Source organism: Eubacterium segne (assembly GCF_014287775.1).
Taxonomy (GTDB): domain Bacteria; phylum Bacillota; class Clostridia; order Lachnospirales; family Lachnospiraceae; genus Eubacterium_G; species Eubacterium_G segne.
In genome coordinates this window covers 63,115-76,460 of the sequence record NZ_JACOOZ010000002.1, presented here as the reverse complement: position 1 = coordinate 76,460, position 13,346 = coordinate 63,115, and the positions used below count along the sequence as shown (strand labels likewise).

Annotated in this window: 12 protein-coding genes; 11 read left to right on the top strand and 1 reads right to left on the bottom strand. The window is 36.4% G+C overall.

Annotation, left to right across the window (positions count from 1 at the left end; translation table 11 throughout):
* Window positions 1-9: 9 nt before the first annotated feature.
* From folD to rpe, 11 genes are all read left to right on the top strand, one after another.
* Window positions 10-858 (top strand): bifunctional methylenetetrahydrofolate dehydrogenase/methenyltetrahydrofolate cyclohydrolase FolD, encoded by an 849-nt coding sequence (gene folD, locus H8S00_RS02775; RefSeq protein WP_021953333.1) that lies wholly within the window; start codon window positions 10-12, stop codon window positions 856-858.
* Window positions 859-913: 55 nt separating this feature from the next.
* On the top strand, window positions 914-3,145 hold the full coding sequence (gene priA / locus H8S00_RS02770) for a replication restart helicase PriA (RefSeq protein WP_186839949.1): 2,232 nt from the start codon (window positions 914-916) through the stop codon (window positions 3,143-3,145).
* Window positions 3,146-3,172: 27 nt separating this feature from the next.
* Window positions 3,173-3,670: a peptide deformylase gene (def, locus tag H8S00_RS02765; protein WP_118588985.1), complete on the top strand. Its 498-nt coding sequence runs from the start codon at window positions 3,173-3,175 to the stop codon at window positions 3,668-3,670.
* Window positions 3,671-3,685: 15 nt separating this feature from the next.
* On the top strand, window positions 3,686-4,612 hold the full coding sequence (fmt, locus tag H8S00_RS02760; RefSeq protein WP_118588986.1) for a methionyl-tRNA formyltransferase: 927 nt from the start codon (window positions 3,686-3,688) through the stop codon (window positions 4,610-4,612).
* A 19-nt stretch (window positions 4,613-4,631) separates the two neighbouring features.
* Window positions 4,632-5,339 carry a zinc metallopeptidase gene (locus H8S00_RS02755; RefSeq protein WP_118588987.1) on the top strand — a complete coding sequence of 236 codons (708 nt, stop codon included), beginning with the start codon at window positions 4,632-4,634 and terminating at the stop codon, window positions 5,337-5,339.
* On the top strand, window positions 5,332-6,675 hold the full coding sequence (gene rsmB, locus H8S00_RS02750; protein ID WP_118588988.1) for a 16S rRNA (cytosine(967)-C(5))-methyltransferase RsmB: 1,344 nt from the start codon (window positions 5,332-5,334) through the stop codon (window positions 6,673-6,675). Before H8S00_RS02755 ends, rsmB begins: the two co-directional genes overlap by 8 nt.
* On the top strand, window positions 6,672-7,724 hold the full coding sequence (gene rlmN / locus H8S00_RS02745; RefSeq protein WP_186839948.1) for a dual-specificity RNA methyltransferase RlmN: 1,053 nt from the start codon (window positions 6,672-6,674) through the stop codon (window positions 7,722-7,724). The genes rsmB and rlmN overlap by 4 nt, the downstream gene beginning before the upstream one ends.
* Window positions 7,725-7,739: 15 nt before the next feature.
* Window positions 7,740-8,495, top strand: a complete 756-nt coding sequence (locus tag H8S00_RS02740) for a Stp1/IreP family PP2C-type Ser/Thr phosphatase (protein ID WP_243169544.1) — start codon at window positions 7,740-7,742, stop codon at window positions 8,493-8,495.
* 3 nt (window positions 8,496-8,498) lie between these two features.
* A complete protein-coding gene (gene pknB, locus H8S00_RS02735; protein WP_186839947.1) occupies window positions 8,499-10,508 on the top strand; it encodes a Stk1 family PASTA domain-containing Ser/Thr kinase in 2,010 nt (669 codons plus the stop codon).
* 65 nt (window positions 10,509-10,573) lie between these two features.
* Complete coding sequence (rsgA, locus tag H8S00_RS02730; RefSeq protein ID WP_021953324.1) at window positions 10,574-11,485, top strand: ribosome small subunit-dependent GTPase A; 912 nt, start codon at window positions 10,574-10,576, stop codon at window positions 11,483-11,485.
* Window positions 11,478-12,137 (top strand): ribulose-phosphate 3-epimerase, encoded by a 660-nt coding sequence (rpe, locus tag H8S00_RS02725; protein ID WP_118588990.1) that lies wholly within the window; start codon window positions 11,478-11,480, stop codon window positions 12,135-12,137. Before rsgA ends, rpe begins: the two co-directional genes overlap by 8 nt.
* A gap of 85 nt (window positions 12,138-12,222) precedes the next feature.
* Here the strand turns inward: rpe and ychF are convergent, their stop codons facing one another.
* A complete protein-coding gene (ychF, locus tag H8S00_RS02720; RefSeq protein WP_118588991.1) occupies window positions 12,223-13,320 on the bottom strand; it encodes a redox-regulated ATPase YchF in 1,098 nt (365 codons plus the stop codon).
* Between the last annotated feature and the right edge of the window lie 26 nt (window positions 13,321-13,346).

The window sequence follows — 13,346 nt, the reverse complement described above, 5'->3', positions numbered from 1 at the left end:
GAAAAGGAAATGGCAAAAATAATAGATGGAAAGGCTATTTCATTAGCAATAAAGGATGAATTAAAGGAAAAGGTAGCTGAATATAAGAATAAAGGAATTGACATTACATTAGCAGTTGTAAAGGTGGGAAACGACCCGGCATCTGCAGTTTATGTAAGAAATAAGGAAAAAGCCTGTGAATATGTAGGTATTAATTCAAGAACCTTAGCTTTGCCGGAGGAAACTACTCAGGAAGAGTTACTTAATATTGTCAGGGAATTAAATGAAGATGATACCGTAAACGGCATTTTAGTTCAGCTTCCCCTTCCAAAGCATATAGATGAAAGTGAGGTACTTCTTGCAATTAACAGCACAAAGGATGTTGATGGATTTCATCCTGTAAATGTAGGAAAAATGGTAATTGGAGAAGATACATTTTTACCATGTACTCCTGCAGGAATTATTGAAATGTTAAAACGCAGTGACATAGATATTGAAGGAAAAGAGTGTGTAGTAATTGGAAGAAGCAATATTGTAGGAAAACCTATGTCACTTTTAATGCTTAAGGAAAATGCCACAGTTACAATTGCTCATTCAAGAACTAAGGATTTAAAGGAAGTTACAAAGCGGGCAGATATTTTAGTTGCTGCTATTGGAAAACCAAAATTTGTAACAGCTGATTATGTTAAAGAAGGTGCCGTGGTAATTGACGTAGGAATGGATAGAGATGAAAACGGTAAGCTTTGTGGTGATGTGGATTTTGAGTCAGTGGAGCCAAAGGTATCAGCCATAACACCTGTTCCGGGAGGTGTAGGCCCAATGACAGTTACTATGTTGTTGGTAAACTGTTTAAGAAGTGTAGAGCTAAATAAAAAATAAATTAATCTATAAAAGCTAATGTCCAAAATGCAGCGGAGATTAAAAGGAGGTCAAAATGAAGTTTGCAAATATTATAATTGATATTTCTCACGAAAAGTTAGACCATCCTTTTGGATATATAATACCTGAAGAATTGGAGAACCGCATTTTTGCAGGCACAGGGGTAATGATACCCTTTGGCAGGGGAAACAGACAGATAAAGGGATATGTTATTGAGGTAACTGATAAACCATCCTTTGATGTAAGCAAAATGAAAAAAATATCCTCTGTTATTGAAGGTGCAGTGGAAGTGGAAAGCATGCTTATTAAACTGGCATGGTGGATAAAAGAAAACTACGGTTCAACCATGAATCAGGCATTAAAAACCGTAATACCTGTAAAAAACAAAGTCAGGGCAAAGGAAAATAAAACCATTGTTCTTAATATGACTAAAGATGAAGCATTAGAGAAGATTGAACAATACACCAAAAAACATGCTACAGCAAGAATAAGACTTCTTAAGGAATTAATTGACAATGATAATATTTCTAGGAGGCTTGTAACAGATAAATTAAATATATCTGACAGTACGATAAAATCCATGGAAATCCAGGGAGATATTGTTGTTAATGCGGATATTGATTATAGAAATCCCGTTACTGTTACCAGTCAGCCGGAGTATGACATTGTTCTTAATAATGAACAAAGATGTGTTGCGGAAGAAATAAAAAAAAACATGAATTTTAAACCGTCTAAGTTCCCTAATGTTCATCTGATTCATGGAATTACAGGAAGCGGAAAGACGGAAGTATATATGGATTTAATTGACTATACCATTAAAAATGGAAAGTCTGCCATTGTACTTATTCCGGAAATTGCCCTTACCTATCAGACAGTTATGAGATTTACAAGGCGTTTTAAGGAAAAGGTGTCCATTGTAAATTCCAGAATGTCTGCAGGAGAGAAGTACGACCAGTTTGAAAGGGCTAAGAAGGGTGAAATCAGCATAATGATTGGCCCCAGGTCAGCACTTTTTACACCTTTTAAAAATTTGGGACTTATTGTAATAGATGAAGAGCATGAAAGTGCATATAAAAGCGAGTCGGTGCCTAAGTATCATGCCATAGAAGTAGCACAAAAAAGAGGTGTGGATACGGGAGCTGCCATTGTTTTGGGTTCAGCCACACCGTCTCTTGAGTCATATTACCGGGCAAAAAAAGGCATATATAAGTTTCATAAACTTACATCAAGGGAAAAAGGAAATCTTCCCACAGTTTCAATTGTGGATTTAAGGGAAGAGTTAAAAAATGATAATAAGTCTATATTTAGTGTAAAATTAAGTGAATTAATTAAAGACAGATTACAGAAAAAACAGCAGACAATGCTGTTTATTAACAGAAGAGGATATGCGGGATTTGTATCCTGCAGGGATTGTGGTGAGGCAATTAAATGTCCCCACTGTGATGTTACCTTAAAACTTCACACCAATAGAAAATTAGTATGTCATTATTGTGGACACACGGAAATGATGCCGGGATTGTGTCCGGGATGTGGCTCTAAAAATATTGGTGGCTTTGGAATAGGAACCCAGCAGATAGAACTGGCAGTCAAGAAAATGTTCCCCACAGCAAAAGTTCTTAGAATGGATGCAGATACCACATCTAAAAAAGGAAGCCATGACAGAATACTTTCAGCTTTTGCCAATCACGAAGCAGATATACTAGTGGGAACCCAGATGATTGTTAAGGGGCATGATTTCCCTAACGTAACCTTAGTGGGAGTTTTAGCAGCAGATATGTCTTTATATGCATCTGATTACAGGGCAGCAGAGAGAACCTTCCAGCTTTTATGTCAGGCGGCAGGAAGAGCCGGAAGAGGAGTAAGCTTAGGAGATGTGGTTATTCAGACATATTCCCCGGATAATTATAGTATAAAAGCTGCAAGTCATCAGGACTATGAGGAGTTTTATCAGGAGGAAATAGCCTACCGCAAGCTTATGTCATATCCTCCGGTGGCAAATATGATTTCCGTATTTTTACAGGGAAAAGACCAAAAGGAATTAAACATTGCCACGGAATATATTACTGAAATCATAAAGAAGAAAAGAGATGAACATTATAATAAGCTTATGATTATAGGCCCGGCAAAACCACCGGTTTCAAAGGTTAATGATGTTCATAGAAGAATAATATATTTAAAGGGAATAACAAGAAAAGAATTAATAGATTTAAAAGATAGTTTAGAAGATGTAATAAACTGTTCACAAAATTTCAAAAATATTAATGTACAATTTGATTTTAAAGTATAAACTGACAATTTATTTAAGGAGAAGAAAATGGCAATACGAAATATAAGAGAATTAGGAGAACCATGTCTTAGAAAGGTATGCAAGCCGGTTAAGGAAATGAATTCCCGTACTAAGATATTAATTGAAGATATGTTTGATACCATGTATGAGGCAAATGGTGTAGGCTTAGCGGCACCACAGGTGGGAATTTTAAAGAGAATATTTGTTGTGGACTGTGGAGATGAGGAGGGAAACAGCGTTCCATATGTTTTTATTAATCCTGAAATAATAGACAGAGATGGCATTCAGGCAGGATATGAAGGATGCTTGAGCGTTCCTGGAAAATCAGGAATGGTTACAAGAGCTAATAATGTAAAGGTAAAAGCCTTAGACGAAAACATGGAAGAATTTGAATTAGAGGCAGAAGGATTGTTAGCCAGATGCATACTTCATGAAAATGATCACTTAGATGGAGTTATGTATGTAGATAAGGTGGAAGGAAAATTATACGACAACGAAGAGTTGTACGAAAATAATGAAGAATAGTCAGGGGGTGAATACATGAAAGTAGTATTTATGGGAACACCGGATTTTTCCGTACCTGCATTAAAGGCTATAGCCGGTAAGCATGATGTAACGGCAGTTGTTACCCAGCAGGACAGACCAAAGGGAAGAGGTCACAAAATGCAGTTTACTCCTGTAAAGGAAACGGCAGTGGAGCTTAATATTCCGGTATATCAGCCACGAAAGGTAAAAGATAAGGAGTTTGTGGAAATTTTAAGAAATCTAAAGCCTGATGTAATTGTGGTGATTGCGTTTGGACAGATTTTGTCGAAAGAAATTCTCGATTTGCCAAAATACGGATGCGTTAATGTGCATGCATCGCTTTTACCTAAGTACCGTGGAGCTGCACCTATACAGTGGGCAGTTATTGATGGTGAAGAGTATTCAGGAGTTACCACAATGTATATGGCAGAAGGTCTTGATACAGGTGACATTATAGATAAAAGTGTAGTTAAATTAAGAGATGACGAAACAGGAGGGAGCCTGTTTGATGCCTTGTCTCAAGAGGGGGCAAAGCTTATAATAGAAACTCTTGACAAGTTAGAACAAGGCACAGCAGAAAGAACTAAGCAGGATGATTCCTTATCCACCTATGCGGGAAAAATAACAAAAGAACTGGGAAATATTGATTTTTCAAAGCCTGCAGTGGAAATTGAACGTTTAATAAGAGGATTAAATCCATGGCCAAGTGCGTATACAACCCTTAATGGAAAAACTCTTAAAATCTGGAAGGCAAAGGTAGAGGAAGGTTCTACAGATAAAGCTCCGGGAGAAATAATGGAAGTTTCAAAAAGGGGCATTAAGGTGGCAACAGGAGAAAATTTTCTGATTTTACAGGAAATACAGCTGGAAGGAAAGAAGAGAATGGAAGTTTCTGCATTTTTAAACGGATATGAAATAAATGCACACCATTTGGGAGATTAATATACTAGGAGGTGTTTTTATGCTATATGGATTTTATTTTGACCCAACATATATTTTGATTATTATAGGTATGGTGATTTGCATGGCAGCTTCAGCACATGTAAACTCAACCTTTAAAAAGTATTCAAGATACAGAAGTAATTCAGGACTTACGGGGGCACAGGCAGCAGCTAAAATATTGGAATCTCAGGGAATATATGATGTACAGATAAGACATGTTTCAGGGGATTTAACAGATAACTATAATCCTTCAAATAAGGTACTTAGTCTGTCAGATGCTACTTATAACAGCACCAGTGTGGCAGCCATAGGTGTTGCAGCTCATGAATGTGGTCATGCAATGCAGCATCAGAAGGGATATACACCTATTGCAGTGAGAAATGCATTGGTTCCTTTTGCAAACTGGGGAGCAAGATTGTCCTGGGTACTTATAATTGCAGGATTAATATTCTTTGGACAGGGAACAGGACAGACAATAATAAATATCGGTATTTTTGCCTTTTCATTGGCAGTAATATTTCAGATAGTAACTCTTCCTGTAGAGTTTAATGCATCAGGAAGAGCCATAAAAGTATTAGAAAGTACAGGCATATTTGGAAGTCAGGAGCTTAAATATACAAGGAAAGTATTAGGTGCGGCAGCCCTTACTTATGTGGCAGCGGTAGCATCATCAATTTTACAGCTCTTAAGACTTATAATACTGTTTGGAGGAAGAAAAGATGACTAAAAATGTCTCATGTAATGTTAATTCAAGAAATGTGGTATTAACAATGCTTGAAAAAACTGAAAATGGTGAAAAAAGTCATATAGTGCTTAAAAATACACTAGACGGGTATCAGGACATTGATAAACAGACAAGAGCATTTATTACCAGATTATTTCAGGGAACATTAGAGAGACAAATTGAACTTGATTATATTATAAACATTTATTCAAAAACACCTGTTAAAAAAATGAAGCCGGTTATAAGAAATATACTTAGACTTTCTGTTTATCAGTTAAAGTATATGAAATCAGTTCCGGTTTCGGCAGTGTGTAATGAAGCGGTAAAGTTAGTGGCAAAAAGAAAATTTTCGGGACTTAAGGGCTTTGTAAACGGAGTTCTTAGAAATATTGCAAGAAATATAGAGGATATTAAATATCCTGTTAATGAGGAAAAAAAACTTTCAGTGAATTATTCCATGCCGGAATGGATAATTAAATTATGGATACAGGAATATGGCATTAATAAAACAAAGGAAATGCTTACCTCCATATATTCTGACAGAAGAACCACAGTAAGGGTAAACACCGGCAGGGCTACAGTGGAAGAAGTAATAAGCATCTTAGAAAACGGTGGTGTTAAGGTGGAAAAAAGCCCACTATATGACAAGGCATTATTAATTTGGGGTTACGATAATTTAAACAGCTTAGAGGCTTTTTCAAAGGGAATGATTACAGTTCAGGATTTAAGCTCCATGATGGCGGGACTTAGTGCCAATCCTAAAAAAGGTGATTACATTATAGATGTATGTGCAGCTCCCGGTGGAAAAACCATGCATATGGCTGATATTATGGGGCAGACAGGAATGGTTGACTCAAGGGATTTAACACCATATAAAATTAGCCTGATAAATGAAAATATATCACGGATGGGTTATAAAAATATTAAAACAACCGTGATGGATGCAACAGTCTTAGATGAAAAATCCATAGAAGCTGCTGATGTGGTAATGGCGGATTTGCCCTGCTCAGGTCTTGGAGTTATGGGAAAGAAAAATGACATAAAATACAATGTGTCATTAGCACAAATAAAGGAACTTGTTAAATTACAGAGACAGATTTTGCAGGTGTCATGTAAATATTTAAAAAAAGGCGGGACACTGGTTTTTTCGACCTGTACCGTTAATAAATATGAAAATGATGAAAATGTAAGGTGGATAACGGAAAATCTCCCCCTTACCCCGGTTTCTCTTGCAGGCATTTTACCAAAGCAACTGGGCGGAGATAAGGGTTATGTACAAATTTATCCGGGAGAATATGGTATGGATGGTTTTTTCGTATCAGCATTTAAGAAAATATGAGTGAATTAAAAGATATTAAGTCATATAATTTAAAAGAATTAAAAGAAGAATTAACGAAAATGGGTGAAAAGCCCTTTCGGGCAGGTCAGATATACAGATGGCTTCACGTGGAAACCGTAAGAAGCTTTGATGAAATGACTAATATTTCCAAAAGCTTAAGGGAGAAGTTAAGCAGGGAATATGAAATAAGAAATGTAAATCAGATACAGGTTTTAGTTTCAAAAATTGACGGCACAAGAAAATACATATCAGAAATAAAAGGCGGTTCTGTTATTGAAAGTGTTCTGATGCGTTATCATCATGGCAATTCAGTATGTATATCTACCCAGTCAGGATGCCGTATGGGATGTAAGTTTTGTGCTTCAACCCTTAAGGGATTAGACAGAAACCTGACTCCGTCAGAGATGCTTGATGAAATTTATTCCATTGAAAGAGACATAAATGAAAAGGTATCTAACATTGTTTTAATGGGCAGTGGTGAGCCTTTGGATAATTTTGATAATGTAACAAAATTTATTGAAATGATTACAGACGAAAACGGAAAGAATTTAAGTCAGAGAAACATAACTCTTTCAACCTGTGGAATAGTGCCTAACATAAAACGTTTAGCAGATATGCATCCGCAGATTACATTGGCACTTTCCCTTCATGCATCAGATGATGAAACAAGAAAGAAGTTAATGCCTATAGCATACAAATATTCAATAAATGAAATTTTAGATGCCTGCGTTTATTACTTTAACAAAACTAAAAGAAGAATTACTTTTGAGTATAGTTTAGTTGCAGGAGTAAATGACAATACGGAGGAAGCCCTTAAACTGGTAGGTCTTGTTAAGGGAATAAACTGCCACGTTAATCTTATTCCTGTAAATCCCATTAAAGAAAGGAAAATGACCCAGCCGGATAAAGCTGCGGTACAACATTTTAAATCAATACTTGAAAAAAATAAGATAAATGTTACTATAAGAAGAGAAATGGGCAGAGACATTAACGGAGCGTGCGGACAGCTTAGAAATGAGGTTATGTCCGGAAAAATATTAAAGGATTAGAAGGGAGGAAAATCATTGGCAGATATTAAAATTAATGCATTTGGAAAAACTGATGTAGGTTTAATGAGAACTATTAATCAGGATAGTATTTTTGTATCTACACAACCAATAGGAAAGCTCCCTAACCTTTTTATTGTTGCAGATGGTATGGGGGGGCATAAGGCAGGAGACGTGGCTTCAAGGGAAGCCATTGAAAGATTTGTAAAATATGCCTGCACTACCCATATGTCAGATCCTGCCAACATATTAGATGCGGGAATTATTTCAGTAAATAAAGATATATTTGATATGGCAAATTCCAACAGAGATTACAGTGGTATGGGAACCACCTTTGTTGCAGCCTCATTAGTTGAGAATCATGTTTATATTGCAAATGTTGGAGACAGCAGGCTCTATTTGATAGGAAGAGACATAAGGCAGATTACAAGAGACCATTCACTGGTGGAAGATATGGTTAGAATGGGTGTTTTAGAAAGAGAAGAAGCAAGAACTCATTACAAGAAAAATGTTATTACCAAAGCTATAGGAGTGGCAGATGACAAAACATCCACTCCGGACATTTTTGAAATAGAAGTGGAAAATGGTGACAAGTTGCTTTTATGTTCAGACGGACTTACAAATATGGTGGAGGACTATGACATAAAGAAAATTGTAAAAGATAATGACAGCATTGAGGATGCAGTCCGTGAACTGATTAAACAGGCAAATGAGAACGGCGGAAAAGATAATATATCAGCGATTCTGATAGAACCTGAAATTGGCGAGGAGTAGAGCATGTTAGAAAAAGGTAATTTTATTAATAACCGTTATGAAATTATAGGCAGAGTAGGTGCAGGCGGTATGTCTGATGTTTACAAAGCCAAGGATCATAAATTAAATAGAAATGTAGCTATAAAAGTATTAAAAAAGGAATACAGCAAAGATAAGAATTTTGTATCAAAATTCAGGGTAGAGGCCCAGTCTGCGGCAAGTCTTATTCACCCAAATATTGTAAATGTATATGATGTAGGTGAAGACAACGGACTATATTACATAGTTATGGAATTAATAGAGGGAATTACCCTTAAAAGTTATATACAGAAGAAAGGCAGACTTTCTGCAAGGGAAACCATAAGCATTGCCATTCAGATTGCCAATGGAATAGAGTGTGCCCACAATAATCAGATTGTTCACAGGGATATTAAACCTCAGAATATAATGATTTCAAGAGAGGGAAAGGTTAAGGTTACGGATTTTGGTATTGCAAGGGCTACAAGTTCCAATACCATTAACGGAAATGCAATGGGTTCAGTTCATTACATTTCACCGGAACAGGCAGGAGGAAAGTACGTTGACGAAAAAAGCGATATTTATTCTCTTGGAATAACAATGTTTGAAATGATTACAGGCAAGGTTCCTTTTGATGGAGAATCTACTGTTACCATTGCCTTAAAACACATTCAGAATTCAGTGCCAAGTATCAGGGAATATATTCCTCAGGCACCGGTAAGCATTGAAAAAATTATTTTAAAATGTACACAAAATAAATCAGACAAGAGATATCCGAAAATTTCTCTTCTTATAGCAGATTTAAAGAGGGCTCTTACGGAACCGGATGTGGATTTTGTACAGATTGATGCTACAAGACCTATAGGAACCACAGTTATGATTACTGATGAGGAGATTAATCAGATAAGAAAAGGAGCCGGAAAAACAAGCCCGGAGAAACCGGAAGAGGACGTGGATGATATTGATGCCATGTCGCCTAAAATGGACAAAGCCGTAACTATAGGTGGTGTAATAGCAGGTATTGCGGCATTAATGGTAGTGGCTGTTATTTTGACGGTGGTATTAAGTGATAACAGCATAAAGCTTCCAAAGGATATGTCAGGAGATGAAATCCAGACTATTGACCCAAGAAAGACGGTTGTGCCAAATGTTCTTGGTATGTCTTCTGATGAAGCTGAAAAAGCTCTTAATGAAAAGAGTCTTGGATTTGAGTATGACTCAAATTATGTATATAGTGATGTTTATGCGGCAGACCAGATTGTTAATCAGTCTGAGGCACCGGGCAGTGTAGTTAATAAAAATATAACTGTTAAGCTTATTGTCAGCAAAGGTCCTGAAAGAATACAGGTTCCTGCAGGTATAAGTAGATCTGATTTAGACAGTGCCATTTCTAAATTAGACAGTGTAGGATTAAAATATGAAATAACATACGAATTTAGTGGAAATACCATTGGTACTGTTATTTCCTGTTCACCAACAGAAAATGCATCTGTTAATAAGAAAGATATTGTTAAGTTGGTAGTTAGCCGTGGAAGTCAGGAAAGTGAAGAAAAAACGGCAACAGTTCCAAGTCTTGTTAATATGAAACTGGCAAAAGCACAGCAGAAAATATCATCTAGTGGATTTGAAATTGGAAATGTAAGTGAAGAATATAGCGACACTGTAAAGAAAGGTTATGTAATAAGGCAGACTGTTAAGTCAGGTCATCAGATGCCTCTTGGTGGAACCATAGGTCTTGTGGTAAGTAAAGGCTCGGAAGATGCACCGAAATATACAGGAAGCTATACTTTCGCCCTGGAGGATTTACATGATGCAGACGGAAATCCTATAACTGAAGGTGTTGTTAATGTGGCACTTGACGGTGTATTACAAAAGGTTGATCCTAAGTATGCAGATGTTTCAACGTGGCCTGGAGATTACACAATAGAGCTTACAGGAGATAAGAAGGGCAAGGCTACCATTGAACTTATGGTAAACGGTCAGGTTATTCATACCGGAACAGTTAAGTTAAAATAATATAAAGAATATAAAAGAGCTGAAGCAGTAGCTACAGCTCTTTTGATGGTTAAAGGAAGTATAAGTTGGAAAATCAAAACAATAGACATCAGGTGTCAGGAAAAATTGTAAAAGGAATAGCCGGATTTTATTATGTTTGCATTGAAAACGGTGATGTTTATGAGTGCAAGGCAAAAGGTGCATTTAGAAATAAAAATATAAAGCCTTTAGTAGGTGATAATGTTGTTATGGACATTATTAATCAGGAAGAGAAAAAGGGCAATATAATTGAAATATGTGACAGAAAAAACGAGCTTATAAGACCGGCCGTGGCAAATATTGACCAGGCAATGATTATTTTTGCATTAAAAAAGCCGGATCCTAACCTTAATCTGTTAGATAAATTTCTTGTTATGATGGAATATCAGAATATAGACACCATAATTTGCTTTAATAAGATGGATATATCAGACGAAGATTTCATGAATGAGCTAGACAGTATATATTCAAAAGCAGGGTATAAGGTGATGTTTGCCAGTGCCACGGAAGAAAAAGGTGTGGAAAGCATAATGGAGCTTTTAAAAAATAAAAGTACTGTTTTTGCCGGCCCTTCAGGAGTTGGAAAGTCATCTATGCTTAATGCCTTAACGAAGGATTACAAAATGGAAACAGGTAGTGTAAGCAGAAAAATAGGACGTGGAAAGCATACCACAAGACATTCTGAAATATTCTATGTAGGTGACGATACTTATATTTTTGATACACCGGGATTTAGCTCATTATATGTTCCGGGAATGACTAAGGAAAGTCTTGAGGACTGTTATGGTGAATTTGAAAAGTATAAGGATAAATGCAGGTTTGTGGGATGTGCCCATATTAGCGAACCGGATTGTGCCGTAAAGGAGGCTTTAGCCGGTGGACATATAGATGAAAGCAGATATGAAAACTATAAATTAATGTACAATGAATTAAAGGAAAAGGAGAGGCGTTATGATTAAATTAGCACCGTCAATTTTATCAGCGGATTTTGCAAAGTTAGGAGAAGATGTAGTAAGAATAGACAAGGCAGGCTGTGACTGGATTCACATAGATGTAATGGATGGTATGTTTGTGCCAAACATTTCCTTTGGAATGCCTGTAATCAAAGCCATAAGAGGTCTAACTAATAAATTTTTTGACGTACATCTTATGATTGAGGAACCAATACGTTACTTACAGCAGTTTAAAGAGGCAGGAGCAGACATGGTTACTGTTCATGTGGAGGCATGTGAGGATGTGGAAAAAACCATTGATGAAATTCATAAGTTAGGAATCAAGGCAGGACTGGCATGTAATCCGGAAACTCCCGTTGATGACATTGTTCCTTACATTAATAAGGTGGATATGATACTTATTATGACTGTTCATCCGGGCTTTGGAGGTCAGTCTTATATAGATGAATGTACGGAAAAGGTTGAAATAGTAAATGCCATAGTAAATGAATACAGGTTAGATACCTTGATTCAGGTAGATGGTGGAGTAAATACGGAAAATGTATGTATACCTCTTGATGCAGGAGCAAATGTAATTGTAGCAGGCTCTGCTGTATATAAGGGAGATGTGGAAAAGAATATAGAAGTATTTAAAAATAAGTTTATTAGCTTTGAATAAAAAACAAAAAAACATAATAAAAAAGATGCTGTTACCCTTAATTAAAATTTAAAGGTAACAGCATCTTTTATAACGCAAAAATATTTTAAACGTTAAATCTAAAGAGAATTACATCTCCGTCTTTAACTACATAATCTTTTCCCTGAAGTCCTACAAGACCTTTTTCCTTAGCGTCTTTATAGCTACCGCATGCCATTAAGTCATCGTAGCTTACAACTTCTGCACAGATAAAGCCACGCTCAAAATCGCTGTGGATTTTTCCTGCTGCCTGAGGTGCCTTAGTACCCTTGGTAATAGTCCAGGCTCTTGTTTCAGTTTCTCCTGCTGTAAGATAACTAATTAAACCAAGAAGTGAATAGCTGGCTTTAATTAATTTATCAAGGCCGGATTCCTTAATTCCCAAATCCTCTAAAAACATCTGTTTTTCATCATCATCTAATTCTGCAATTTCCTGTTCAATTTCAGCACTAATAACAAAAACCTCAGAATTGTTTTCGGCTGCATATTTTCTAACTGCTGCAACGTGAGGATTAGAAGCACCGTCATCTGCTAAATCCTCTTCAGAAACATTAGCTGCAAAAATAACCGGCTTTGCTGTAAGAAGATTGTATTCAGCCATCCATGCTTGCTCATCTTCATCATCGATTTCATATTTAATGGCTAAATTTCCATCTTCAAGAAATGCCTTCATACGTTGCTGGAAATCAAGTTCCTTAGCAAGCATTTTATCATTTCTTGCACCACGGGTTGTTTTGGCAATACGTCTTTCTAAAATTTCCACATCTGAAAAGATAAGCTCAAGATTAATAGTTTCAATGTCTCTTAAAGGGTCAACGCTTCCGTCAACATGAATAACATTGGTATCCTCAAAACATCTTACTACATGTACAATGGCATCAACTTCCCTGATGTTAGCAAGAAACTGGTTACCAAGTCCTTCACCCTTTGACGCACCTTTAACCAATCCGGCTATGTCTACAAACTCAATAACGGCAGGAGTAGTTTTAGCTGAATTATATAATTCAGTAAGTTTGTCAAGTCTCTCATCAGGAACTGCAACTACGCCTACGTTAGGGTCTATTGTACAAAACGGGTAATTGGCTGATTCAGCCCCCGCTTTAGTTAATGAATTAAATAAAGTACTTTTGCCTACATTAGGAAGGCCAACTATACCTAATTTCATATTATAATCCTCCAATCTTTGGTAAT